This is a genomic window from Bacillus sp. SH5-2, from assembly GCF_008368905.1.
Taxonomy (GTDB): domain Bacteria; phylum Bacillota; class Bacilli; order Bacillales; family Bacillaceae_G; genus Bacillus_A; species Bacillus_A luti.
Genome location: NZ_QOSD01000006.1, coordinates 1 through 23,937, shown reverse-complemented (window position 1 = coordinate 23,937; position 23,937 = coordinate 1). Strand labels below are relative to the sequence as shown.

29 protein-coding genes and 2 pseudogenes are annotated in these 23,937 nt (G+C 33.1%); 22 read left to right on the top strand and 9 right to left on the bottom strand.

What is annotated here, in order from left to right:
• Window positions 1-39: 39 nt before the first annotated feature.
• The 5 genes from DN410_RS05160 (at window position 40) to DN410_RS05140 (ending at window position 3,106) form a co-directional block, all read left to right on the top strand.
• Window positions 40-420, top strand: a complete 381-nt coding sequence (locus tag DN410_RS05160; RefSeq protein ID WP_149175634.1) for a GntR family transcriptional regulator — start codon at window positions 40-42, stop codon at window positions 418-420.
• Window positions 417-1,289, top strand: coding sequence for an ABC transporter ATP-binding protein (locus DN410_RS05155; RefSeq protein WP_149175633.1), 873 nt, complete (start codon window positions 417-419; stop codon window positions 1,287-1,289). The genes DN410_RS05160 and DN410_RS05155 overlap by 4 nt, the downstream gene beginning before the upstream one ends.
• Window positions 1,286-1,957 (top strand): DUF4052 family protein, encoded by a 672-nt coding sequence (locus DN410_RS05150; protein WP_149175632.1) that lies wholly within the window; start codon window positions 1,286-1,288, stop codon window positions 1,955-1,957. Before DN410_RS05155 ends, DN410_RS05150 begins: the two co-directional genes overlap by 4 nt.
• A 39-nt stretch (window positions 1,958-1,996) precedes the next feature.
• On the top strand, window positions 1,997-2,476 hold the full coding sequence (locus DN410_RS05145) for a CcdC family protein (RefSeq protein WP_149175631.1): 480 nt from the start codon (window positions 1,997-1,999) through the stop codon (window positions 2,474-2,476).
• A gap of 123 nt (window positions 2,477-2,599) precedes the next feature.
• Window positions 2,600-3,106, top strand: coding sequence for a 2'-5' RNA ligase family protein (locus DN410_RS05140; RefSeq protein WP_149175630.1), 507 nt, complete (start codon window positions 2,600-2,602; stop codon window positions 3,104-3,106).
• 22 nt (window positions 3,107-3,128) lie between these two features.
• Here the strand turns inward: DN410_RS05140 and coaW are convergent, their stop codons facing one another.
• From coaW to DN410_RS05110, 6 genes are all read right to left on the bottom strand, one after another.
• Window positions 3,129-3,950, bottom strand: a complete 822-nt coding sequence (coaW, locus tag DN410_RS05135; protein ID WP_149175629.1) for a type II pantothenate kinase — start codon at window positions 3,948-3,950, stop codon at window positions 3,129-3,131.
• A 92-nt stretch (window positions 3,951-4,042) separates the two neighbouring features.
• Window positions 4,043-4,441 (bottom strand): 3-hydroxyacyl-ACP dehydratase FabZ family protein, encoded by a 399-nt coding sequence (locus DN410_RS05130; protein ID WP_149175628.1) that lies wholly within the window; start codon window positions 4,439-4,441, stop codon window positions 4,043-4,045.
• Between the two features lie 56 nt (window positions 4,442-4,497).
• Entirely contained in the window at window positions 4,498-5,697 is a 1,200-nt protein-coding gene (locus DN410_RS05125) for an LL-diaminopimelate aminotransferase (RefSeq protein WP_149175627.1), read from the bottom strand.
• A gap of 214 nt (window positions 5,698-5,911) precedes the next feature.
• Complete coding sequence (locus tag DN410_RS05120; RefSeq protein WP_149175626.1) at window positions 5,912-6,274, bottom strand: hypothetical protein; 363 nt, start codon at window positions 6,272-6,274, stop codon at window positions 5,912-5,914.
• Between the two features lie 148 nt (window positions 6,275-6,422).
• A complete protein-coding gene (locus DN410_RS28345; RefSeq protein WP_149175625.1) occupies window positions 6,423-6,698 on the bottom strand; it encodes a hypothetical protein in 276 nt (91 codons plus the stop codon).
• Window positions 6,699-6,892: 194 nt separating this feature from the next.
• A complete protein-coding gene (locus DN410_RS05110; RefSeq protein ID WP_149175624.1) occupies window positions 6,893-8,095 on the bottom strand; it encodes an MFS transporter in 1,203 nt (400 codons plus the stop codon).
• 313 nt (window positions 8,096-8,408) lie between these two features.
• On the opposite strand from DN410_RS05110, the gene DN410_RS05105 reads away from it, so the two are divergent.
• Window positions 8,409-8,726 carry a hypothetical protein gene (locus DN410_RS05105; RefSeq protein WP_255446672.1) on the top strand — a complete coding sequence of 106 codons (318 nt, stop codon included), beginning with the start codon at window positions 8,409-8,411 and terminating at the stop codon, window positions 8,724-8,726.
• Window positions 8,727-8,751: 25 nt separating this feature from the next.
• Here DN410_RS05105 and DN410_RS05100 read toward each other — a convergent pair whose 3' ends face one another.
• Window positions 8,752-8,904 (bottom strand): YqbF domain-containing protein, encoded by a 153-nt coding sequence (locus DN410_RS05100; RefSeq protein ID WP_071712142.1) that lies wholly within the window; start codon window positions 8,902-8,904, stop codon window positions 8,752-8,754.
• Window positions 8,905-9,409: 505 nt separating this feature from the next.
• On the opposite strand from DN410_RS05100, the gene DN410_RS05095 reads away from it, so the two are divergent.
• The 9 genes and pseudogenes from DN410_RS05095 (at window position 9,410) to DN410_RS05055 (ending at window position 15,280) form a co-directional block, all read left to right on the top strand.
• The gene (locus DN410_RS05095) at window positions 9,410-10,195 is read left to right on the top strand and encodes a class I SAM-dependent methyltransferase (RefSeq protein WP_149175622.1); all 786 of its coding nucleotides are present in this window, start codon (window positions 9,410-9,412) and stop codon (window positions 10,193-10,195) included.
• A gap of 156 nt (window positions 10,196-10,351) precedes the next feature.
• Complete coding sequence (locus DN410_RS05090; protein ID WP_071711923.1) at window positions 10,352-10,540, top strand: DUF3970 family protein; 189 nt, start codon at window positions 10,352-10,354, stop codon at window positions 10,538-10,540.
• 78 nt (window positions 10,541-10,618) lie between these two features.
• Entirely contained in the window at window positions 10,619-11,584 is a 966-nt protein-coding gene (locus tag DN410_RS05085; protein WP_149175621.1) for a nucleoside hydrolase, read from the top strand.
• A 124-nt stretch (window positions 11,585-11,708) separates the two neighbouring features.
• Complete coding sequence (locus tag DN410_RS05080; RefSeq protein WP_149175620.1) at window positions 11,709-11,951, top strand: GlsB/YeaQ/YmgE family stress response membrane protein; 243 nt, start codon at window positions 11,709-11,711, stop codon at window positions 11,949-11,951.
• Between the two features lie 92 nt (window positions 11,952-12,043).
• Window positions 12,044-12,439, top strand: a complete 396-nt coding sequence (locus DN410_RS05075) for a hypothetical protein (protein ID WP_000847585.1) — start codon at window positions 12,044-12,046, stop codon at window positions 12,437-12,439.
• Window positions 12,440-12,618: 179 nt separating this feature from the next.
• Window positions 12,619-12,765, top strand: coding sequence for a chorismate mutase (locus DN410_RS05070; protein WP_149175619.1), 147 nt, complete (start codon window positions 12,619-12,621; stop codon window positions 12,763-12,765).
• 200 nt (window positions 12,766-12,965) lie between these two features.
• Window positions 12,966-13,151: pseudogene (locus DN410_RS28340) on the top strand (hypothetical protein); the annotation flags it as partial.
• A 227-nt stretch (window positions 13,152-13,378) separates the two neighbouring features.
• The gene (locus tag DN410_RS05060) at window positions 13,379-14,227 is read left to right on the top strand and encodes a P-loop NTPase family protein (protein ID WP_149175618.1); all 849 of its coding nucleotides are present in this window, start codon (window positions 13,379-13,381) and stop codon (window positions 14,225-14,227) included.
• Window positions 14,228-14,626: 399 nt separating this feature from the next.
• Window positions 14,627-15,280: a YjgB family protein gene (locus DN410_RS05055; RefSeq protein WP_149175617.1), complete on the top strand. Its 654-nt coding sequence runs from the start codon at window positions 14,627-14,629 to the stop codon at window positions 15,278-15,280.
• 11 nt (window positions 15,281-15,291) lie between these two features.
• Here DN410_RS05055 and DN410_RS05050 read toward each other — a convergent pair whose 3' ends face one another.
• On the bottom strand, window positions 15,292-16,497 hold the full coding sequence (locus tag DN410_RS05050; protein WP_149175616.1) for an MDR family MFS transporter: 1,206 nt from the start codon (window positions 16,495-16,497) through the stop codon (window positions 15,292-15,294).
• Between the two features lie 101 nt (window positions 16,498-16,598).
• Between DN410_RS05050 and DN410_RS05045 the strand changes: the two genes are divergently transcribed.
• The 5 genes from DN410_RS05045 (at window position 16,599) to DN410_RS05025 (ending at window position 22,128) form a co-directional block, all read left to right on the top strand.
• Window positions 16,599-18,335 carry an ABC transporter substrate-binding protein gene (locus DN410_RS05045; protein ID WP_149175615.1) on the top strand — a complete coding sequence of 579 codons (1,737 nt, stop codon included), beginning with the start codon at window positions 16,599-16,601 and terminating at the stop codon, window positions 18,333-18,335.
• Between the two features lie 159 nt (window positions 18,336-18,494).
• Entirely contained in the window at window positions 18,495-19,118 is a 624-nt protein-coding gene (locus tag DN410_RS05040; RefSeq protein WP_149175614.1) for a YhbD family protein, read from the top strand.
• A gap of 13 nt (window positions 19,119-19,131) precedes the next feature.
• Window positions 19,132-19,842: a bactofilin family protein gene (locus DN410_RS05035; RefSeq protein WP_149175613.1), complete on the top strand. Its 711-nt coding sequence runs from the start codon at window positions 19,132-19,134 to the stop codon at window positions 19,840-19,842.
• Between the two features lie 18 nt (window positions 19,843-19,860).
• On the top strand, window positions 19,861-20,568 hold the full coding sequence (locus DN410_RS05030; RefSeq protein ID WP_149175612.1) for a polymer-forming cytoskeletal protein: 708 nt from the start codon (window positions 19,861-19,863) through the stop codon (window positions 20,566-20,568).
• Between the two features lie 24 nt (window positions 20,569-20,592).
• Window positions 20,593-22,128, top strand: a complete 1,536-nt coding sequence (locus DN410_RS05025) for an MDR family MFS transporter (RefSeq protein WP_149175611.1) — start codon at window positions 20,593-20,595, stop codon at window positions 22,126-22,128.
• Between the two features lie 54 nt (window positions 22,129-22,182).
• Here DN410_RS05025 and DN410_RS05020 read toward each other — a convergent pair whose 3' ends face one another.
• Window positions 22,183-22,503, bottom strand: coding sequence for a hypothetical protein (locus DN410_RS05020; RefSeq protein ID WP_001062733.1), 321 nt, complete (start codon window positions 22,501-22,503; stop codon window positions 22,183-22,185).
• A gap of 254 nt (window positions 22,504-22,757) precedes the next feature.
• On the opposite strand from DN410_RS05020, the gene DN410_RS05010 reads away from it, so the two are divergent.
• Complete coding sequence (locus DN410_RS05010; protein ID WP_149175844.1) at window positions 22,758-23,537, top strand: BC_2878 family exosporium-associated protein; 780 nt, start codon at window positions 22,758-22,760, stop codon at window positions 23,535-23,537.
• 248 nt (window positions 23,538-23,785) lie between these two features.
• Window positions 23,786-23,937 (top strand): annotated as a pseudogene (locus tag DN410_RS05005) (GNAT family N-acetyltransferase); the annotation flags it as partial.

Below are 23,937 nucleotides of genomic sequence, written 5' to 3'. Positions count from 1 at the left end.
ACATAAGTAATGAACCTATGAACCTAAGGTGGTGAAATTGTGAAACCTACTCTGGAGCAAAACAAATTAATATACATACAAATTGCAGAAACCATTGAATCTGATATTTTAAAAGACATATTGCTTGAAGAAGAACAAGTTCCATCAACAAATCAATTTGCGAAGATGTTACAAATAAATCCAGCTACTGCAGCTAAAGGAGTAAATGTATTAGTGGATGAAGGCATTTTATATAAAAAGAGAGGGATCGGGATGTTTGTTGCAAAGGGAGCGAAGGAAGTTGTACTAAAAAAAAGACAAAACACTTTTATGACCGAATATTTACCTAAAGTGTGGGAAGAAGCGAAAGTGCTAGAAATATCAAAAGATGAATTGATGGATATGATTCGAAAAATTACGAAGGAGGGGAAAGAGGGATGATTGCACTTGAAACGTTAGAGTTAACGAAAAAATATAAAAAGAAAATAGCTGTAAATGAAGTAACGATTTCATTGGAAGAGCATAAAATATATGGTTTGCTTGGAAGGAACGGAGCAGGGAAAACGACTTTATTAAACTTACTAGCAGGACAAATTATTTCGAGTAGTGGAAACGTATCTGTATTTGGTGAAAATGTATTTGAAAATAGTAAAGCAATGCAAAATATTTGTTTTGTTAGAGTAAAAGAAGAGGCGCATTTAAGTTATAAAGTAAAAGAAATTTTTAACATGTGTAGCATGTTTTATAAAAATTGGGATGGAGCTTATGCTGAAGAACTGGCAGATAAATTTCAGCTGAATATGACAGAGAAATACCATAAGCTATCTCATGGTATGCAAACAGTCGTAGGAATTATTCAAGGATTAGCAAGTAGAGCACCAATTACTATTTTTGATGAACCAACTACAGGTTTAGACGCAGCACACCGTGAATTATTTTATAATCTACTACTAGAAGATTACGGTGAGTATCCACGAACAATTATATTATCAACACATTTAGTAGAAGAAGTAACTCATGTTATTGAAGATGTGATAATCATAAAAGAAGGAAGATTAGTTATTCAATCATCGGTGGTAGATTTATTACAACAAGGTCATATTATTTCAGGGCAAAAAGATAAAGTGGACGAGTTCTCAATCAATAAAAAAGCGTTAGAACGAGAAGTTTATGGAAATAAGGGTATTGCTGTTATATGGGGAGAATTGTCTAATGAAGATTATGACTCTATTGAAAAATTAGGATTAGTAGTTGATGGAATAACATTACAAAAATTATTTATTCACATAACTGGTGGTGAATTGGAATGACGATATTAATGAAGCAGTTAAAGTTACATATAAATTTTCATTATAAAGCACTATTAATATTTTGGATGGTAGCTCTATTAATAAAAGGAGTTATGAATGCAGCTCATTTATATGGAATGAAAATTGGCTATATTCCCGGATTTATCACTAACCCTTCAATAGCGATTATGATGTTTATCGTAGGGAGTGTTTTCATTATTCAGGATGATGTATTTCGTTTAGCTGTTTCATTTGGTGTAACGAGAATTCAATATTTCATCGGAGCAATTTGTTACATTGTACTGCAATCTGCATTGTTTTCATTTCTTCAAGTAATGCTTTTACAAGATATAAATTATAACTTAGTACATGTTAACTTTTGGGGGCAATTGGTACAACAGTTTATTTTACAACTTTTATTTTATGTTACGACAGCATGTTTCTTTCAACTAGTAGTCGTGTTTAAGCAAAGATTTAAGTGGATCGGTCTTATGATTGGTGGGACACTTTTCTTATCAATGAATAGTGTACTTTATGGAGAAGCGGGGATAACAGGTTTAATATTTACAAACGATGCATCTTTAATAGACATTCCTTATTTTACTGTTATTTCAATCGGATTAACTACTCTTTATATCATAACTAGTAGTATATTTATTCGTAAAGTTTCATTTGAACAAACAGTTTAAAATATTGATAGATTATTATTTTAGAGAGAAGGAAAGTATATGGGAGACACTTCGTCACTAATAACTGTCTTTTTATGTATTGCACTACTAATATTCTGGCGTCGTTATCGCTCTATGTATAAGCCAATAAAGGGTACAGGAAAACGTATTTTGTGGCCATTACTATTTTTAACTCCAGGCATTGTATGGTTTTTTGGTCCCGTACATCCAGCTATCTTACAAGTAATACTAGCAGCATTAATTGGGGTTCTTTTCGCTGTACCACTTATAGTTCTAACAAATTATGAGCGAAGAGATGATGGGAATATTTATACGAAAAAGAGTGCAGCTTTTTTAATTACTTTTATTGCACTTATTATTTTAAGATACGGTTCAAGACAATATATTGTTGATTTGGATCAACAAACGATCGGTTTATTATTTTACGTTGTTGCTGTATCATATATCATTCCGTGGAGAATTGCGTGTTTTATTAAGTTCAGGAAAGTTTGGCGGGAAAATAATAATCATGCTATGTAAGAAAAAATGTCTCTTTCGGGAAGTTTTTTCTTTTTAGATGTAATTGAAATCATTTGTTGAAGTGCAAGCTGACATACAATATGGTAAATATAAAAAATTTGAGAGGAAGTAGGGTGGATATAAATGCGTACAATTTTACTTTTTCTAAATAACATACCCATCAATGAAATAGAGAACATTAGACAAAAACATGATCCTTTATTTGGATTAATTCCACCGCATATAACAATCGTATTTCCATTTAAGAGTAATGTTTCAAATGATGAATTAAAATCTCATATTTTGAATTTATCAAAAGAGGTAGGGAAAATTGAAATTGAGTTTGCAGATCGTATCACTAGTGTAGGAAACTATTTATTTTTGGAGGTGAAGAAAGGGAAAGAACAAATAGAAGAACTACATGATATCCTATATACAGGACCTTTATTACAATTTTTGAAAGAAGATATTCCGTACATACCACATATAACAGTCGGCAGAAAGACAAGTGTCGAGTTAGCTGCTGAAGTAGTTAAGGATATGCCTAGTTTTCATAAGAAGTTAAATTGTGTAATTGATAGAATTAGTGTAGAACGAATCGGAGAGAACGGGGAATCCATTATTGAATTTGAAGTGCCATTACAAAATTAAAAAGCTGACAAAAGTCAGCTTTTTAATTTTGTACATGAAGTAAAGCACCAATCGCACCGCTGTAACCATCATCTTGTAGGAAGACTGGTATTTTATTTTGATATTCTGTGTAACTACGAATAATATTTTGAAGGTGTAAGTTATGACATAAAGTCGAACCGATATAGATAATATGCTCCATGTCTTTCGCTTCGGCAAATTGAAGGCTTAGTGCGGTAACGACTTCACCTACAAGCCCTTGAACGGTTGCGATTATATCTGATTTACTAAAATTCGAGTCTGTATTGGTTGCTTTCCCAAAGTTACTAGCTGTTAAGTTATTATCAATAGGGGAGAGAATATCACCATAAATGTCTCCGACTGTAATGTCTAAATCTTTTCTAGAACCAACTTTTGTTAAAGGAATCACATCTTCAAAATGATCTATATTTGTTAACAATTTTGAAAGCCCCATAATAGTACCACCGCCAACACCGGTTCCCCCTGCACGAATATATTTGTCATTATAAACGTAATGGATGGAAGTACCTGTACCGATATTTGTTAAAATAAAGTTGTTTATAGAGTGTTTTTCTTTTTTTAATATGTATCGGACACCTACAAGAGTAGCTTCAAATTCGTTCAGTTCTACTAGTTTATATGAGTTTGAAAGTAGTTGCTGTAATCGTTTTGCTTTACCACCTGTAATACATATTTGTTTGATAAGAGTGTGGTTCTTAAGCCAATCTATTACTTTATCTTGTTCATTTGAATAAAATTTTTCAAAAGCTAATTGCTTTTTTGCGTTCAAATAAGCAATTTTCGTTAATGTTCCCCCAGCATCGATACCGATAGTACTTTCCATTTGCCTGCTCCTAACTAAGTAATTTGTTTACTCTGTTCATGTTGATGAGACGAATTTGTAGGAGAAAGATACTCCGGCGAATTACATCGTCTTTATTCTGCTTGATATATTAATAGCTTTTCTATAGTTACAATCAGCTGATTATTAACCGTTGCAGTACCTTTACCGAGAATAAAACCTCGGCGATTGCGGGTTAGCTCATAATGTAAATCAAGTTTATCACCGGGATATGCTTTTCCGTGGAATGCAACTCCATCTAAAGAGGAGAGAAAGCCTAATCCTTCAGAATCGCTTGTATGTACAAATGCACTAAGCTGAGCCAGTGCTTCCACAATTAACATATGAGGCATATGTTTTTGATTATCATTTATAAACCATTCGTTATTTGTAATGAGTTTGTATCCTGTAACGGATTCACCTTGTTTTATGTTTGTTACTTTATCAATCATTAAAAAAGGATAACGATGGGGAAGTGTATCTTTAATATACATATGAAATTACCTCCAATGAATAATACCCCTGCTACAGTTAAGCAGGGGAGTTACCATTAATTTTTAACTAATTCATTTACTTTTTCAAGAGAAAAAATGCCGCTATTTCTAATGTTCTCAACGACTTGTTGCAACACTTCTTTATCTTGAACGAGTGCAATACGTACAAAGCCTTCACCATGAGGGCCAAAAGCATGACCTGGTGTGACAACGACATTTGCGCGATCCATTAGTGCATAAGCGAAATCTATAGAAGTCCATCCTTTTGGAATTTCAGCCCAGACGAACATACTGCCAGCTGGTTTATCGACATTCCAGCCAAATGTACGGAATCCATCGACTAAAGTATCTCTACGTTCTTGATAAATACCGCGGTTTTTTTCACAAAATGCAGCGCCATTTCTAAGGGCAGTGCAAGCTGCTTTTTGAATTGGTAAAAACACACCGTAGTCTGTATTTGATTTAAACTGTGTAAGTGCACCAACAATTTCTTCATTTCCAATCATGTACCCAATACGGCTACCTGCTAAACTATAACTTTTTGATAAAGAGTTAATTTCAACGCCAACTTCTTTTGCGCCAGGGACTGATAGAAAGCTTATTGGCTTATTACCATCGAAATAAAATTCAGCATAAGCAAAGTCATGGACAACAATAATATTATGCTTTTTCGCGAACGCGATGACCTCTTTAAAGAAATCTTCGTGAGCCATTGCTGGAACTGGATTTCCTGGGAAGTTTAAAATCATCATTTTTGCTTTATCGGCGATTTCTTCCGGGATGTCTTGTAAGTTAGGTAGGAAATCATTTTCTTTCGTTAAAGGCATGTAGTAAGATGTTGCACCTGCCATTTGAATACCGGTTTCATATGCTGTATATCCTGGATCAGGAACTAGTATTATATCTCCTGGATTCGCATAAACCATAGGTAAATGAACGAGCCCGTCTTGTGAACCCATTAATAATAGAACTTCTTTATTAGCATTTAATATAACGTTATGAGTATCATTATAATATTCAGTTACAGCTTCGTGAAATTCTTGAATGCCTGCTAATGTATATCCGTAACTGCCTTTTTCACTCGCTGTATGTACCATTGTTTCTCTGACGAAATCAGCAGGGGGCATATCGGGATTCCCGATACTTAAGTCAATCATTTTGTGACCTGCTGCAATTTTTTCTTTTTTATAGGCTCCTAATTCACTAAAAATAGAAGATTGGAATGCTTTCATTCTAGTTGCTAACGTGTATGTCATCAAAACCCCTCCTAAAAACTGTGTTTTCTTTCTGCGTTTTTAATAATTCTGAAAACACATGTTTATATTTTATCATTTTTTTATGAAAATTAAAACGATTGACAAATTTAGAGGGAGGATTTGTCTATTTTGGAAAGGAGGGAAATATGTGTGAGAAAGCTTTTTAAAGTAAAATAACGCAGAAAATATTTTCTGCGTTTTATATGAGGTGAAATCATTTCTTTTTATATGTACATAATTTTTCCACTGCATAAAAGTATACATTTAATTTGTCATCGACAACTTTTAAAGTTTGATCCGATGTAAATGAGTTTCCATAATCTATGTGATATACATTAGAATCTTTTACAAATGAACCTTTGTATAAATCTTCTTTTTTCTTCGTTGTTCGCATTTCAACTAAATTTTGTACAATTTCTACTTTCTTTTCTTCTTTTACAATTGTTTCAAATTTATAAGATACGGGGCATTGCCCATTTTTATTGTCAACGACTTCCCAAGAACCGTATATATCATTAGTACTGCACCCACTAAGAAGAACGGCGAGTATAGGGGATATTAATAGAAACTTTTTCATTTTGTGCTCCTTTCGTATGTAGTGCGTATAAAACGTACGATATAAATATTGTAAAAAATAAAGTTAAAATTTTTTTAAAGAATTACTTAATTTCACATAAAAATTGGGAAAGGAGAACAAAAATAAAAAGCATGAATCTAGCGAAAGACTAGAATTCATGCTTAGAAGTATATATTGTGTTATGTTTTTTTAGGATTAGTGTAGAGGAAAAAAGAATGACTATTCCATTTGAAAAATATATACCGGCAACAATAAAGGCTAACGTACCTAAGCTAAACCCACCTTTATCAAATAGGGAAGCGAATGCAGTAGTAGTTAAAAATACAAAAGGGGTTAAGAATAAAAATATGAACCCTGCCACAATTCTTCTTTTAAAGCTATGTTGAGATAGGGAAATAGCTAAAAAGTTAATGATGCCAAACATAATAATTTCAAAAAATAAGATAATAAGTATATTTGCATACTATTAGACACCTTTCTAATTCCTTTTTATGGATTATATAATGTATTCGTAATGCTAATGATTGACTCCTGTAAATATTTTTAATTAACTTAGTCTTTATATAACAAAAAGGCATGGATCAATATAAAATTAAATCCATGCCTAAGGTGTTTATACTATAAATTCGCAGATTGTGAAGGCTGTTTTTCATAGTGTTTCTGTTTTGATAAGGAAATAAAAATAATTAACAAGGAAATGACACCGAAAATTAAGACCATGTACTGTAATCCAATCGTATCTAAGAAGAACCCAGTGCCGAGTAATACGATTTGGAACATAACTCTCTCAAACATATTACGGAATGAGAAGAGACGTCCGTGATAACTTTTTTCTACTTTCGTTTGGAAAATTGTCGACATTATTGGGAAGAAGCAACCTACACTAAATCCAAATAAACCAAATGATACAAGGGCCATCCATTTTACGTCGCTAAAGAATAACGAAAGGTGTGCAAACGCAGTACAAGCTGCGAAGAAATATAGTAATTTTTCAGGTTTGAAATGGTCAGATAGACGTTTAATAACGAAGGCGCCTAGCATAAAGGCGATACCTTCAATTGTATATATGAATCCTTTAATCGTTGGATCATGTTGCATTTCGCTAATATTAATAACCATTAAATTAAACCCAGCTATAAATAATAGGGGGATAATACTTAATATAAGTGCTGTAAAAGCAATCGGAATTCCTTTTAAAATACGAAAGACTTCCATAAAGCTATTATCTTTTGCAGATTGTTTACTTGGTGTTGTTGATTTCTTGTCTTCAAATTGCAGGAAGAAAGTTGAGAGGAATAGTAAAGCGTATGCTGCCATAGAGAAGGCATACATATACTGTAAACTCATTACAACTAAAAGAATTCCACCTAGTGAAGTACCTGCAATACGAGCGATGGTACCTACATTCATATGGACACCGTTCATCTGTAATAACTCATGTTCACTAACAATTAGTGGGATTACAGATTGTAATGCAGGGAAATAAAATGCTGCTGAAATTTGAAGTGCAATCATAAATGCAATCATAAAGGCGATACTTTCATATTGAATAGCGAAAAACATAAAAATAACACTTAAAACTCGACCAAATCCAGCATATAGAAGAACTTTCTTCTTTTCATACTGATCGATAACACGACCAGCCATAGGACCAACTAGAACACCTGCTAGTAATCCGATAAACAATATAACTGATTTCATGAAATCAGAAGGGACATATTTTTGCATGAATTCAAGGTTACCAAGTATACCAAGCCATAATCCCAGACCAGCAATAAATTCCCCAATTAGAACAATCCAAACGTTTTTATTACGCCACATATTATAAAACCTCTCCGTCTTTTAAAATAAAAAACTCGTATATAAAACCTCCTTATTTATGTATCATTTTTTCACGCTCTTTTTTAGAGTCAGAGTCTATAATACGTGTTTCATTAGTGGATTTCAATCTTTTTGATTGTGTAAATGTTAGTAGGTTTATATATTAAAAGAGTGTAAAAAATATGAATGTTTAATTCAATTGTAACTTCTTACATAACGCTATTAATATTTTAAAATATGCATGTTAAAATATCGATGAGAGGTGAATAGTATAGAAAGACATCTATGTGAAGTTAACCCATGTAGCACATATTTGATTAGCGTAAAGTTTGAAGAGGAAGTATACAAATTTCTCCTTCGTAAAGATGAAATAGTTGGGGAAACTTTATGTCTATTAGAGAATGAAAGAGAGTATGTTTTATTACATGAAGAACAAGCTATGAAAACAGGGGTTTATATAACAGGTCAATTAAAAAAAGACTTGTTTAAAGGTTGGTTATGGATATGTGTGAATGAATCTGGTATATATAGAAAAAAAGTGACAGAATTAGAATTAGAAACGTATCAATTTATAAAAGAATCGATCAACATCGATATAGGAAATAAAAAAGGTCAGACCCCGCTCATGTAAGAGGGGTTTGACCTTTCAGTGTAAATTAGGCAGAAAATTCTTCTTTACGTACTTCGAAGAATTCATTTCGGCGTAAGTAATTATACGTTTTTTCCGATACTTCTTCTTCTTGAGAGACTAAAAAACGACGATTAAAAGCATAGAAGGATTGACCTTTAATTAATTTTACGTAATATATTTTAAACGCCTCCTCTAACAGAGTTATGACTTGCCTCATATTATGATAGCCGATATCCCTATTAAAAATACTTGGAGTTTTAAGGATAAGCGGGAAGGTGAAAGAGCTTACAAATTTGTAAGCTTTTTCACCTTTTCCGATAGTTTCAATTAATCAATTGCTACTATAATACAAATAAGTTCCATAAAATAAGAGGGTAAAAAGATGGATGAAGTAATTGGAGAAGTTGTAGCTGGAATTTGTGAATTTGTAGTTGAAGTAACGGCAGATGCTATAGGTAGCTTAGTTTCAGGAAATGAAAAAGAGGAAAAAGAAACTTTATAGAAAGATTTAAATTTAAAAAATGATTTTAACATACATAGATAAACTGTGGGATACGTTCTCACAGTTTTTTGTTTCTCAGGATTATATGTCATACGTCTAAAAGAGGAATTGATAATATGAACGAGAACTTATTAATTAACTGAATCGTATATGTGAATAATAATAGAAAGAAGATGATAAAATGACCAAAGAAGAGCTTGTAAAGAAACAGTTTGGTAATAATGCAGAAAAGTATGTGAAAAGTAAAATACATGCACAAGGACCGGATTTACAATATGTAGTTCAACAAGTTGAAACTCGCCATAATACTCGACTTCTTGATATTGCTACTGGTGGTGGACATGTTGCAAATATATTAGCACCTATGTTCGAGGAGGTAGTTGCACTTGATTTAACTGAAACGATGTTGGAAAAAGCAAAAGGTTTTATAAAGCAAAATGGCCATGAAAATGTGTCTTTTGTAGCTGGAAACGCAGAAGATTTACCATTTGCAGATCATTCTTTCGATACAATTACATGCCGCATTGCAGCACATCATTTTACGAATCCGGTGCAATTTATTTTTGAGGTGAATCGTACGTTACAGGATAAAGGACTATTTATATTAATAGATAATGTCTCACCAGAAAATAATGAATTTGATACTTTCTATAACTTTATAGAAAAGAAACGAGATCCGAGTCATGAACGAGCTTTGAAGAAAACAGAATGGATTACATTATTGGAAAAAAGCGGTTTGCAAATGCAGTCATGTTTCACCTTTGATAAAAAGTTTGATTTCGACTGGTGGTGTGACATGATGGATGTACCAGTGCAAAAGCGTGAAAAGTTAACAGAGTGTATGATGAAAACACCAAATGAAATGAAAGAATACTTTAATATTCAATTTGAAAATCATAAAGTAGAGTCGTTCTATACTGAAATGGCAATGTTTATATGTAAAAAAAGTACAACGTTACAAAGATAAAGTGGAGTTTTAGTCAGAGGGAGGGTGTCCACTTCTTTCTGATTACTAGCCTTCACCAATCGAGCTGTCCGGAAAATAGCAGAATAAATATGTTGCAGTCTTTCCGAAGTACGATATACTTAGTACAGAGAAAATGAGAATTGAGGAATAGTAATAATGATTCGTGTACGTATTGAAGGAACTGAGGAAGAAATGCTTGAATTTATGGAGAAAATGCCGGATATTCCTGGTTTTGAAAAAACACATATGAGAGAACCGAGAAGAGGAAATAATCCAAAATATGATTCCAGTAAAAATGTACTAGCATATTTATCTTATAAAAAGATAGAAGTCGCCAATAAATAGGTGGCTTTTTTTATTTTGTGCGGTTTCACCCCCTTGTCTTTTTCGCATAATAATGATATTAGATTCCACTGAAGAGGGGTGAAGACAGTTAATAAGAAAATAATTTTTTTTGGAGATTTTGGTATTGATGATGCCGTAGCTTTAATTTATGCAAATAAAACATGTAAATTAGATATTTTAGGTATTGTTGCAGAGTATGGGAATGTATCGAGGGAAATTGTTACGGAAAATGTATATTTTTTAGAAAGATACTATGCGACAAAGGTGAAAATTATTGAAGGGGCTAGTAGGCCTATGACAGCTGAAGAACCTTTATTTTTTCCTGAAATTCACGGTGATCACGGCTTGGGACCAATTATTCCACCTGAAATGCGAAATTGTAAAAGGGAAAATTTTTGTGAGTTGATCACATTAATTGAGCCGTGTCCAGAAGAGATTATTATTGTTGCGACGGGACGGTTGACAACACTTGCAACGTTATTTTTATTGTATCCAAATGTAATGAATCGTATTTATTCTTATTATATAATGGGAGGCGCTTTCCTATTTCCTGGTAATGTTACACCAGTATCTGAAGCGAATTTTTACGGCGATCCAATTGCTGCGAATATTGTTATGAAGTATGCGCAGAACGCTACTATATATCCGTTAAATGTAACGCAAGCAGCACTTATTACACCTGAAATGGTCGATGTTATCGATAAACAAGGAACCGGACAGGCAAAATTAATTAAGCAAATGATTGATTTTTACTATGATAACTTTTATAAAAAAGAGTATCCGGGTATTGGTGGGAGTCCGATTCACGATTTACTTCCGTTCATTTCATTTATAAATGATGATATTTTTGAATATAAAAAATCAGCAGTTTGGATAAGTACGACAAATGATGTAACGAGAGGGCAAAGTGTTGCGGATTTTAGGAAAATAGCTGAGCCAACGACGTTTGATAATAGGCCTGTACAAAAAATTGCGGTTGGTTTTAACTATCCAGCTTTTAAAGAAGAGTTTATGAAGACGATATTGAAGCCAGATTGTCCTTAAGTTTTTTATATACAATCTGAATGATTTTTGAAGAGCGAATAACTTATGAGAAATGAAACATAACTAATGGTAAGTAATTGTTTCTAATTATAATTTTTTGTTTCTATATAAAGGAGGGTTTCATATGATTTGGTCTTTAATTGTCGGCGGTATATTAGGGTGGTTTGCAAGCTTAATCACTGGAAGGGATGTACCTGGTGGTGTAATTGGAAATATTATTGCTGGTATTGTCGGTTCTTGGCTTGGTACGGCGCTACTTGGTAAATTTGGGCCCGTTATAGGCGGATATGCAATTGTCCCGGCTTTAATAGGTGCAATTATTTTGATTTTCATCGTAAGTTTTCTATTTCGAGCAATGCGAAAATGAATATAAGGGACTGCTTGCATTTGTAAGCAGTCCCTTTGAATTATGTTGTCTAATCTGTTATGCTACTGTTATACAATCAGGAGGTGTCAGCATTGAAAACATTTACAGTAAATTTCCATCAAGAAGATAATGCAAAAGCGACAACAGTACATAAACTAAGTGAAGAGGACTTCAATAAAGCGACAGAAAAAGGTACTCGTCATCTATTTGATTTAGATACAAACGTTGGTTTTTTTGTATTCTTTGACGCAGAAGATGCAGAAGGAAATGATCAATACTTAATGTTACAATACGAAGGGGATCATGAAGAGCCTAGTGCTTGCTACGGATTTGATTTAAAATTATACTATCAATTTTTAGCACTATACTTAAACGATCTTGAATTCCATGGCGAGACAGATGAAGAAGAGGAAGAGTATGGTCCGATTCATCATTTAGCGCATTTACTGTACCATATCGTTGAAGATGGTAAGTCAATCGAAGTGTAATATACATATTTGAAGCTGTCCTTAATTAGGACAGCTTTTTAATTATAGGATATGGAGCATATAGATTGCAGGCTAAATAAGTGGAGTTTACGTTAGGTTTCTTATTTCTTCCATGTTTCCATTTCCATGGCGATACATCTGTTATAATGAGCGTAAGTAAATTTCTGGAGGTTAATTCAATGCTTTTAGATGTAAAACACTTTATTAAAGCAGCAGGTCTAACATGTATAACGGCACTGTGTGGAGATAGTACATTTGCTCATAATTTTGAAACTGTAAAAAGTACAATTACTACATATGTAAAGAAATTAACACTTATCTCTTAGTTTTACTTTAGCGGGTTCAGTTACGGAAGAGAAAATATAAAATAACAAACAAATTAGGGATGTAAATCACATATGATTTAGCATCCCTTTTTTATTGTTATTACAGTGTTTAAGCACTTTTATATAGTTAAATAGCAAAGGTACATAGACTTATGTACTCTTGCTATTTTATGTGCTAAAATCATTGCCAAATTGGTTGTTATATCTACTCTAATTTTAATCCAAAATACGCACAAATGACTCTAATGATACTTCGAACCCATTATAACTTTTGTATGCCATTTACTACAAAGGAAGGGAAAAAGAAAACAGTAAAAACACCAGCACAAAGATTGGGGATTACTGAAAAAGTGTTTGATTTAAAAGATATAATTTACTTTAGATAGTTCACTCAAATAATGGTGGACTATATTTTTTAAAAGGCAAATGGAAAATTTATGCTAAAATAATTATAGAGATTGTAAAAAAAATGTTCTTAAACTAACGGTCAGGTTACTTTAAGAAGGATTTTTCAAAGGAAATGGTGAACATCATATTTTGAAGGGGTGATTGCAGTGGAGTAAGTGATTTTTTTAATCTTGGTTAAATACGTTGAAGGAAGGGATTTATAACTATGAATACAAAACTAATAATAGTAGAAGGTTTACCTGGATTTGGAAAATCAACCACTGCAAAGCTAATAAATGAAATTCTAAGCCAAAATAAAATTGAAGTTGAACTATTTTTAGAGGGAAATTTGAACCACCCAGCCGACTATGATGGTGTATCTTGTTTTAATAAATTTGAATTCGATAGATTATTATCTAACAGTGGAGATTTTAAAGAGGTGCTTCTTAAAAGAGTTCTAAAAAAAGGAAGCAATTATTTATTACCATACAGAAAGATAAAAAATGAGTTTGGTGACCAGTTTTCGGACGAATTATTTAACGCTATTTTTAAAAACGATATATACGAATTATCATTCGATAAAAATGTTGAATTAATTGCTGACAAATGGAATGACTTTGCTGAAATTGCTTTAGAAGACGATAAGGTTTATATCTTTGAATGTTGTTTCATACAAAATCCATTAACTATTGGGATGATTAAATATGGTGAACAAAAAGAAAAAATAATAAATTATGTAATGAAAGTTGCAAAAATTATAGAGAATTTAAATCCAATGTTATTGTATGTAGAACAAGATAATCTTGAATTTTCATTTAGGAAGGCATTAAAAGAAAGAGCTCCAGAATGGTCCACAGGAATTGTCGACTATTACACTAACCAAGGCTATGGGAAAGAACATAACCATTCAGGTGTAGAAGGAGCGATAAAAGTTCTTGAAGTTAGAAGGAATTTAGAGTTAGAAATATTCGATATGTTAAAAATGAAAAAAGAAAAAATCAATAATACAAAATATGAAATTGACTCATATAGGTCCATGTTAAAAGATAAGTTAACAATACAAATGGTGAAATAGCTTTTTACACTAACTGGTGCTTTAGTTGAAGAAGGAAATAAAAACGCTCAGAATATTTTCTGAGCGTTTTAGTTTGCTATTTACAATGCGAAACGGGGTGCGAAATGCATACAAATTATTGTGTTATTTCTAATGGTTATTAGCATTTTTCGCTCCCTAAACTGAACCCGTTAGTTTTACTTCGAGTTCTTTTTTATTTGATATAAAGTCTGTTATTTTTTGCATTTACATATACTTTTTGTGACACACTCTATTTCATGTGATAGAAGAGGGATATAGAGGGTAAAAAGAGAAGGTGTATATAAGGAAAGCATAAACGACAAAATCTCGATTTAGTTGAAATTGATGCAAGCTAAAAATGATGTTATAGAATGTTTATCAATAGGAGGTAAAAAAAGTATGAAAGTATATTTGAGAGTACTGAAATTTCTTCTAACTTTAACATGTGTAATAACATTGATTGCTTGTGCGAATACGGAGGAAAAGAAACAAAAAAATTCAACATCTGAAAATGATACTTCTGAAATGGGTAACAAGAATGAGGATGCTGAGCCGAAAAATCAAGATTCAACAAAATCTTCAGCAGATTCTAATTCGAAAAATAAAGCACTTAACCAAAAATCAATTAACTATGTTAAAGAGTTGTTTGAACAAGCGAAAGAAGGTAAAGTGCCTAATATACCGTATGCAGCACATACAGGTGACATCGAGGAAATCGAAAAAGCGTGGGGAAAAGCAGATAAAACAGAGCAAGCAGGTAACGGAATGTACGCTACCTTTACAAATAAAAATGTTGCATTTGGATTTAATAAAGGATCACAAATTTTTGATGTTCGTTCTTACCATGCTGAACTTAGGTTAATTACGTTACAAGAAATTGAAAAAGCTTTAGGAAAGCCGATATCGGTTAAAGTAAATGGTAATGATAAAATATACGTTTATAAAGTAAATGACCAATTTGAATTAAAGTTCGTTATTCCAAATTCAACTGGTAAAGTACATCATATTTCGGTTTTCTCACCGGAGGATAGTATTAATAAAATGGCAGGTTAAAAGAGCTGTTCCTATAGGGACAGCTCTTTTACTTTTGTACGTTCTAATGACTGAACGAAAACTGCTTGAATGATCCCGCCAATTATTAAGAAGAAAGCACAAATATAAAATAGAGTGCTACCACTAAATGTGCTTACTAATAATGCTCCTACAAACGGTCCGCAAGTTCTTGAAATATCCCAGTGTATACCGTAAATCGAAAAGTACAATCCGCGTCTATGACTTGGAGCGATTTGTGAAACGAATCGAAGTAAATGATTTAAAGCAATGCTTTGCCCAATTACTAAAAAGAGTAGTGTAAAGAATAATGACCATATTGTTGTAGAATAACCGTATCCAATCGAAGCTAACGTATAGCAAGTATAGGAAATGATAATGATTTTTGACATTGAAAATCGTTCGGACCATTTTACAAGAAATATTTGGAGAATGACTTCCATAACAGCTTTACAAGTCGAGATAAATACGAGTACGAATAGAAAATTTGGAAATACACTTTCGGCATAAATTCGATAATTCGATTCGGTTTGGGCGTAGAAAAAACTAATAGGAAGTGTCGAAACCATAAGACCAAATACGGCATAATGTTTTGAAATAAATTGTTTTGGTGAATATATGTTTTTCGTTGTTTCGGCATTTTTCATAAGTGGAGCTGTTTCAGGAAGCTGCGTCCAAATGAGTACGGCATATAGCGTAAGGGCTACACCTTGCAGTATAAATAAATATTCAGGGTGGCTATTATAGAAAAAGGCGCCAAGTAATGGACCAATTACAGACCCAATCGCTCCCATCGTTTGCAAAACAGCAAATATTTCAGCCTGTTGTTCTTTCTTTGTTAAGTCAGCGATTTGAGCCCGCTGTGCGGGAATATATAAGGAGCGTCCAATACCATTTAAAATATACAGTAAGGCAAAAAACACGACTGATTCAGCGAAAACGAATCCACTTACAGCAAAAGCTTGTAAAAGTAAACCGATTAACATGATTTTCTTTCGGCCGTATTTATCTGTTACACCCCCAGCAATTAATGTAAATACAATATCAGATAGTGGCTGTAATCCAAAAAGAAGCATCGTTACGATGATATTTCCATTTAACACTTTATTAACGTGAACAATAAAAATGATGGCTAACATCGCTTCTGTCGTTCGGACTAATAATTCACCAAAAAAACGAATGAGAATGGGTTTGTTATAACGATTTATCAGTTGATTCATTTCTATGTCCTCCTCTCTATATTGAAATGATAAGATGGAAGCGAGAAATGAAAAAGGGTAGAATGAAAGTGGGAGATTTTTCATCTTTTAGGGGGCGTTTTATGACGATTTTGGAGCAATATATGCACCTTTGGCTTCAGTATGGAAAAGGAAGATCAGAAGGAGAACAAATAGAAATAACAATACAAAATATATCTGAAACGTTATTTTGTACAGAGAGAAATAGTAAACTAATCATAAAAAAATTGGAAGAACTACATTGGATTATGTGGTTTCCTGGAAGAGGAAGAGGAAATCGTTCGAAATTGTCATTTGAAAAACATCCACTATGTTTAATTTTAGAAAGAGGAAAAGAAATAACGAGACAAGGGGATGTAAAAAGCGGAAACGCCTTTATTGAAAGGTATGGATCGTATTTTCCATCGCTTCAAGCACAATTTCAAACTTGGGTAGATTCGATATTTGGTTATCAAGTTGAACGGACATTTCAAGGGAGAAAAGATGTACTACGTTTACAAGTACAAATGAATCTAAACATCGCATTAGACCCTGTCTACGCTACAATGCGCTCGGAATGTCATATGGTAAAACATATATTTGACACACTCGTATATGTAGACGGTAATACAAACATTATAGAACCAAGACTTGCATTTCACTGGGAATATAATGATGCTGACAAGGTATGGACGTTTTATTTACGAAAAGGAGTCCGCTTTCATAACGGAAAACAACTTACTGCACATGATGTTATTTATTCATTGAATCGATTTAAGAAAGCTCATAACAATCCACACGCATGGATGTTACAACACGTTGCAACTGTCCGTGCAGTAGATGATTATATTGTTGAAATTCAATTACATATGGAAAATAGAATATTTTTACATATGCTAAGTGCAGAACAGTGTTCTATCGTAAATGAAGATGAGGCAGGAGACTTAATTGGGACAGGGCCTTTTAGGTTAAATAAAAGGAGTGAAAATCTATTTATATTAGAAGCTCATCATTTATATTTTCGAGAAAGACCTTTTCTAGATCGAGTTGAATTGTGGAATGTAAATCAAAGTGTAAATACATATGATGTTTTAGTAAAGGCACAGTATAAAGATAGAGAGAAACATAATAAAGAACTGTCTCGACTTGAGTCGAATGTGACATATATAACATGTAATCTTGCAAAAGAGGGACCGATGCAAGATGAGTTATTCCGGAAAGCGCTTTATAAAATCATTCATGGCGATACAATCGTTCAACAACTCGGCGGAGAACGCGGAGAAGTGGCAAAGGAGCTACTATTAGCAAATGACATCGTAATAAAGAGTGAAGAAGATATACAAGGTTTAATTAAGGGGAGTACTTACCGTAATGAAGTACTACAACTCTATACATTTAAAGGACGGGACCATGTTGAAGATGCCCATTGGATACAAAAAGAGTGTGCGAAATATGGTGTAAATATGGAAGTCAATTTTCTTGAAACAGAAGAGTTACTGCACATAAATACGATACAAAAAGCTGATATGATGCATGATAGCGCAACGATTAGTGAACGGTTAGAAGATAGTTTGCTATACATGTTTCTTACAAAAAACAGCTTCGTTCATCAGCATAGCAATATAAATTTTATTGAAGTATTACAGCCGTATTTTACGGAAAATCAATTAAAGAAACGGGACACATTGTTGCGCGATATTGAGGACACATTGTTACGTCAAATTCATATTATACCGTTATATCGCAACAAACAAGAGGTAAGTACACATGAAAAAGTACAAAATATAATGATTAATTCACAAGGGTGGATTGATTTTTATAAAATATGGTTTAAACCTTGATACATAAAGGTTCTTATGCATTTTTCATGAAATGTGTAAGGGCCTTTTTTGTATGTAAAATAGGTTTATTTTACACATTGTTACGCTACTTGTGATAAAAGTATATTTACAGCGTAACAGTGTTATGTTACATTGTTGTCAGGAAGGAGTGTTATACAGTTGAGTACAGATTTAATTTCAAAAAAAGATTTATTAGAGCTTACTGGTATTTCATATGGACAGTTATATAGGTGGAAGAGAAAAAATTTAATTCCGGAAGATTGGTTTGTTCGGAAGTCAACATTCACTGGTCAAGAGACATTTTTTCCGAAAGAAAAGATATTAGATCGTATAGATAAAATCCAAACGATGAAAGAGGATTTATCACTAGATGAATTAGCGAATATGTTTTCGCCAAGTGTGACAGAGATTCTTTTAACGAAAGAAGATATTATTCGTAAAGGGATTACATCAGAATCGGTTTTACAATTCTTCATAGAGCAAACGAACAAAACGGCAGACTTTCGATTTGTAGATATTCTTTATGTGTATATAGTAGAAGAATTATTACAGTCAGGTGAAGTTAGTTTAGAAGAAGGGAAAATGGTTCTGCAAGTTTTACGAGAAAATTATGAAGCGATTAAGCATAAAAATTGTGACTTAGTTATGATCCGAAAAATGGGGATTTCTACATGCTTATTAGTATCAAATGTTGAAGATTTGATTTTTGAAAAGGGAACGAAGATTGTTTTACGCGAAGCAATTATGAAATATACCGAAGCATTAAAAACTAAACTATTGTAGTGGAGGAGAAATAATGCATACAGAAAATTTAATTATAAACGGTTATGGTACATCGAATGGTGGTGAGTTTTATAAAGTACAACTAAATGGAAAAGGGACTGTGAATGGGAATGTTGAATGTGAGCAATTTGAATGTAACGGTTACGGTGCAGTTACTGGCGATTTGAAAAGTAGTCGTGCACGAATTAGTGGATCTGGTAAAGTCGATGGCACAGTTCATGCTGAAACGATGCGAATTGATGGAAAAGCAACAATTACGCAAAATGTAAAGGCAAACAGTTTGAAAATTGCAGGAAAAGGTACAATAGGTGGAAATGTCACTGGTGAAGAGTTTAAAGTCAATGGTCAAGCCACAATTGATGGTAATTGTGAAGTGGATACTTTTTCTTCAGAAGGACAATTTACAATTGGCGGATTATTAAGCGCTGATGAAATAAATATTAATATTCACGGTACATGTCGAGCGAAAGAAATTGGTGGTCAAACGATTAAAGTAAGGCATAGATCAGGTACATTAAGTAGGCTATTTAAAACAGTATTTGGTTTGCAGTTAGAAGCGGAACTATTAGAAGGTGACAATATTGATATTGATTATGCTCACATAAAAACGGTAAGAGGAAACAATGTTACAGTAGGACCGAACTGTGAGATTGAACTCATTGAGTATACTGGTGTTCTTACTGTTGATCAAAGTGCAAATGTAAAAGAAATTAAGGAGATGTAAAGGAAGGGAGAAATCAGTATGGAACATCAACATAGTCTTACAGTGAATGGTTCTGGTAGTTCGGCAGGCGGAGATTATAATAAAGTGAAGATTCGCGGCGAAGGAACAATTTCTAACGATATGAGTTGTAATGAATTTAAAACGTACGGCACAAGCGATGTGCGCGGTAATATGAAAGTTAAAAATTATGTCGTGTATGGAGATAGTGAAGTACAAGGGAATGTAAATGCTGAATATGTAAAAGTATACGGTAATACACAAATAAATGGTGATGCTCATATTGAAAAAATAAAAGTTAGAGGTATGATTGAAGTGAGAGGAAAGCTTTCAGGTGATTTCGTAGATGTGAAAGGTGCTTTAAATGTGAAGGGAGATATTGAAGTAGAGGAACTATCACTAACTGGTGGTCTTGAAAGTGATGGATTACTTAATGCTGAAAATATTGAAATTTCACTTCGTTATGAAGGAAGTAAAGTAAGAGAAATCGGGGGTAAAAAGATTACCGTTCGTAAAAAAGCGCGATTCGTTCCATTTATAAGTCATGCTGGGAACCTTCAAACATTAATTATTGAAGGAGATGATGTTTATTTAGAACATACGATTGCTGAAGTAGTAAGAGGAAACAACGTTACAATTGGCCCTGGATGTGAAATTAGTGTTGTAGAATATCATACTAGTTTTAATCAGAAAGGAAATGCAGTCGTCAAAGAACATAAACAAATATAAGTAGTACGAGGGAGAATACGAGATATGGTTGAGAAGAATAATAAGCTCGGCTTTGTTGTGGCGGGTTTATTGCTAGGTATTTTAATGGCATCAATGGATAATACCATTGTCGTAACAGCGATGGGAACGATCGTTGGTGACTTAGGAGGCCTTGAAAACTTTGTTTGGGTCGTTTCTGCCTATATGGTCGCAGAAATGGCAGGTATGCCGATTTTCGGTAAACTATCAGATATGTATGGTAGAAAAAGGTTCTTTATTTTTGGTTTAATCGTCTTTATGATTGGTTCGGCACTTTGTGGTACTGCTGAAAATATTACACAGTTAGGTATTTATCGTGCGATTCAAGGTATTGGCGGCGGGGCATTAGTACCGATCGCATTTACTATCGTTTTTGATATTTTCCCTCCTGAAAAGCGCGGGAAAATGGGTGGTTTATTCGGAGCAGTATTTGGTTTATCAAGTATTTTTGGACCGTTGCTTGGTGCGTATATTACAGATTATATTAGCTGGCACTGGGTATTTTACATTAACTTACCGCTTGGCATTTTAGCACTTATTTTTATTTCATTCTTTTATAAAGAGTCACGAGTTCATAGAAAGCAAAAAATTGATTGGTTTGGCGCAATTACTTTAGTTGGTGCAGTAGTTTTGTTAATGTTTGCTTTAGAACTTGGCGGACAAAAGTATGATTGGGATTCTAGCTTTATTTTAAGTTTATTTGGCGGATTCGCTATTTTAATCATTGCATTTATTTTTATTGAACGAAAAGTAGAAGAGCCAATCATATCATTTGAGATGTTTAAGCAGCGCTTATTCGGAATGAGTACCATTATTGCTTTATGTTACGGTGCTGCGTTTATGTCAGCAACTGTATACATTCCGTTATTCATTCAAGGTGTATACGGTGGTACCGCAACAAACTCAGGATTATTACTATTACCGATGATGTTAGGATCAGTCGTAACAGCGCAATTAGGCGGATTTTTAACGACGAAGCTTAGCTACCGAAACATTATGATTATTTCTGCGGTTATTATGCTAATTGGACTATTCTTATTAAGTACATTAACGCCAGAAACAAGTCGTGCATTATTAACAGTGTATATGATTATTATCGGATTTGGAGTTGGATTCTCATTCTCTGTACTAAGTATGGCATCTATTCACAACTTTGGTATGGAACAGCGAGGGTCTGCGACTTCAACGAGTAACTTCATTCGTTCATTAGGCATGACGCTTGGTATTACAATCTTCGGAATGATTCAAAGAACAGGCTTCCAAGATCAATTAGAAGAAGCATTTAAAGGTATGAGCGGGGGAATGAATACAAACGCTTTAGGGGATTCAAGAGCTATTCTATCAGAATCGGCAAGATCTCAAATTCCACCGCAAATATTAGATAAAATTATTGACGCTCTTTCTAGCTCAATTGTCCAAACATTTATGTGGGCATTGGTACCAGCTGGTTTAGCATTCATATTTATTTTCTTTATGGGAAATGAGCGCATGGTAATTAAGAAACAACAAAAGAATAAAAAGAGCGAAACATCAAAAGCGTAATGAAAAAGCTCCTTTCCAATTGGAAGGGAGCTTTTTCGTATGTACAGATTTAGATTAGCCTTCGATGATTTCGTATTCTTCGTCTGCCAATAATAAAATTTGTGTTTTCTTACCTTTGTTTTGAACTTCGATTACATCGTAAGCACCTAAGTCTCTTACTTTGCTTTGAGAAGCGTTAACCATAACTTCAATAGAATCAATTAAGATATCTTCCTCAATGTATGATTCAGGCAATGCCATATCTTCAGTATCTAATACACATGCGTATAGATTTTGTAAGTTTTCAGCAGTTGGATTTTGTTCTTCAACATCAATGATGTTTTTTACTGCTTCCATATTTTCTTCTTTTGCTTGGTATACTTTAATTTTAGCCATTGTTTTAATCTCCTTTATAACGTAATCGTAGAGGCTACACCTCATTATAACGTTTTTTTCAGGAAAGATGAAATTGTTATATGTATTTATAGTAAAAATTATGTGTTATTACTTATTATTGGTGCAAGTTCCTTATTCATATTATGAATAGGGAACTGTATTCCTACGTTAAAGTTATATTGTCCAAGCTTTTCTTATATTCCGCTCATATTATATGTATTAGATAAAACATATAGGGAAGGGATGGAGTGTCAGTGGGTTGTGAGCCGAAACGAAATTATCGATGTTGCCAAAATAGTATTTGTGAATTTTTGCGAAATTTAGAGCCTTTTACAAAAGTTGAGAGTATTGTAGTCGCCGGAAAGGAAATTGTTGTATCGTATTTTCTTTCATTTAATAAGAGGAATGGTATCGTATCCTTCGTACAAGAGGACAATGATGTTATTTTTGTAGATTGCTCTAGGATTGATGCAATTCGAATAGGAAAAGTGTGTAGTTGTAAAACGAAAGTTAAATTTATTGAAGAGGATTTTAGTTTACTTGGAAATGTTTGTCCGCAATGTTTAACAGAGGGAAGTACACTCTTTTTTGACTTTCACAATCCAGAATTGAATTTATCACTACAAGCAAAAACAATTGATGCACCTAGTTGTACTGAATTTACAGATGAAAATGGTAATGTAGTGAAGCAGGTTACAATAGTTGGGGAAGCGATTGTTTCTAAAAACTTTGTTCAAGTGCCTGAACTATTAAACTTTCGATTAGTTTTATCTGATACGGCTGGGAATCCTTTGAAGTTTGGAATACTGTTCATTAATTTCCCTGATCTTACGTTTATTATTCTTTTCGCATCGAGTGGATACCTCAACATATCGAACTGTTTGAAAATCGAGAGTGGAGCTGGTAATACCGAGATAGAAGAGATGAGAAAGATGATATCGAATGACGATAATACGTACACATCAGTTGTTCAAGTGACTAAAGTATATAAAAACGGGGCAACAGAATCATTTGTTTATAAGAATGAGTTATAACATATATATTTAAATGAACCCTTAAACTAATGTTGAGGGTTTTTACATAATAAAAGATTATAGATTGTGAATTATTATTAAGTATATTATCTGTAAACCTATACACTAGAAAGTCATTTACTTAATATTAGATGTTATAATAATTTTATATTTATGAATAATTTATAATTATATGGAGTGTAGTAGACGTTTGCTTATATGTAGAAAAGAGTAGAAGTACATTGATTCTAAAGAAAGCAGGAATGTAAATGATATATGAAGCGAATATACATACAAGAGAAAAATTAGTTACTATGTTCGAAGATTTCAATAACATTGTTTTACTTTCTTATTTACAAGGACATATGGGTACCGCTTGGGTAAATAATCTTGAAAATCCAACAGTAGCGCAAGTTACGAT

Coding starts and splice junctions, on each gene's coding strand:
- DN410_RS05145 (WP_149175631.1), top strand. CDS start 1,997: ATGGGAGACACTTCGTCACTAATAACTGTCTTTTTATGTATTGCACTA.
- DN410_RS05050 (WP_149175616.1), bottom strand. CDS start 16,497: ATGAATCAACTGATAAATCGTTATAACAAACCCATTCTCATTCGTTTT.
- DN410_RS05045 (WP_149175615.1), top strand. CDS start 16,599: ATGACGATTTTGGAGCAATATATGCACCTTTGGCTTCAGTATGGAAAA.
- DN410_RS05025 (WP_149175611.1), top strand. CDS start 20,593: ATGGTTGAGAAGAATAATAAGCTCGGCTTTGTTGTGGCGGGTTTATTG.
- DN410_RS05055 (WP_149175617.1), top strand. CDS start 14,627: ATGAAAGTATATTTGAGAGTACTGAAATTTCTTCTAACTTTAACATGT.
- DN410_RS05110 (WP_149175624.1), bottom strand. CDS start 8,095: ATGTGGCGTAATAAAAACGTTTGGATTGTTCTAATTGGGGAATTTATT.
- DN410_RS05030 (WP_149175612.1), top strand. CDS start 19,861: ATGGAACATCAACATAGTCTTACAGTGAATGGTTCTGGTAGTTCGGCA.
- DN410_RS05080 (WP_149175620.1), top strand. CDS start 11,709: ATGATTTGGTCTTTAATTGTCGGCGGTATATTAGGGTGGTTTGCAAGC.
- DN410_RS05120 (WP_149175626.1), bottom strand. CDS start 6,274: ATGAAAAAGTTTCTATTAATATCCCCTATACTCGCCGTTCTTCTTAGT.
- DN410_RS28345 (WP_149175625.1), bottom strand. CDS start 6,698: ATGTTTGGCATCATTAACTTTTTAGCTATTTCCCTATCTCAACATAGC.
- DN410_RS05090 (WP_071711923.1), top strand. CDS start 10,352: ATGATTCGTGTACGTATTGAAGGAACTGAGGAAGAAATGCTTGAATTT.
- DN410_RS05130 (WP_149175628.1), bottom strand. CDS start 4,441: ATGTATATTAAAGATACACTTCCCCATCGTTATCCTTTTTTAATGATT.
- DN410_RS05155 (WP_149175633.1), top strand. CDS start 417: ATGATTGCACTTGAAACGTTAGAGTTAACGAAAAAATATAAAAAGAAA.
- DN410_RS05060 (WP_149175618.1), top strand. CDS start 13,379: ATGAATACAAAACTAATAATAGTAGAAGGTTTACCTGGATTTGGAAAA.
- DN410_RS05125 (WP_149175627.1), bottom strand. CDS start 5,697: ATGACATACACGTTAGCAACTAGAATGAAAGCATTCCAATCTTCTATT.
- coaW (WP_149175629.1), bottom strand. CDS start 3,950: ATGGAAAGTACTATCGGTATCGATGCTGGGGGAACATTAACGAAAATT.
- DN410_RS05035 (WP_149175613.1), top strand. CDS start 19,132: ATGCATACAGAAAATTTAATTATAAACGGTTATGGTACATCGAATGGT.
- DN410_RS05095 (WP_149175622.1), top strand. CDS start 9,410: ATGACCAAAGAAGAGCTTGTAAAGAAACAGTTTGGTAATAATGCAGAA.
- DN410_RS05150 (WP_149175632.1), top strand. CDS start 1,286: ATGACGATATTAATGAAGCAGTTAAAGTTACATATAAATTTTCATTAT.
- DN410_RS05140 (WP_149175630.1), top strand. CDS start 2,600: ATGCGTACAATTTTACTTTTTCTAAATAACATACCCATCAATGAAATA.
- DN410_RS05070 (WP_149175619.1), top strand. CDS start 12,619: ATGCTTTTAGATGTAAAACACTTTATTAAAGCAGCAGGTCTAACATGT.
- DN410_RS05020 (WP_001062733.1), bottom strand. CDS start 22,503: ATGGCTAAAATTAAAGTATACCAAGCAAAAGAAGAAAATATGGAAGCA.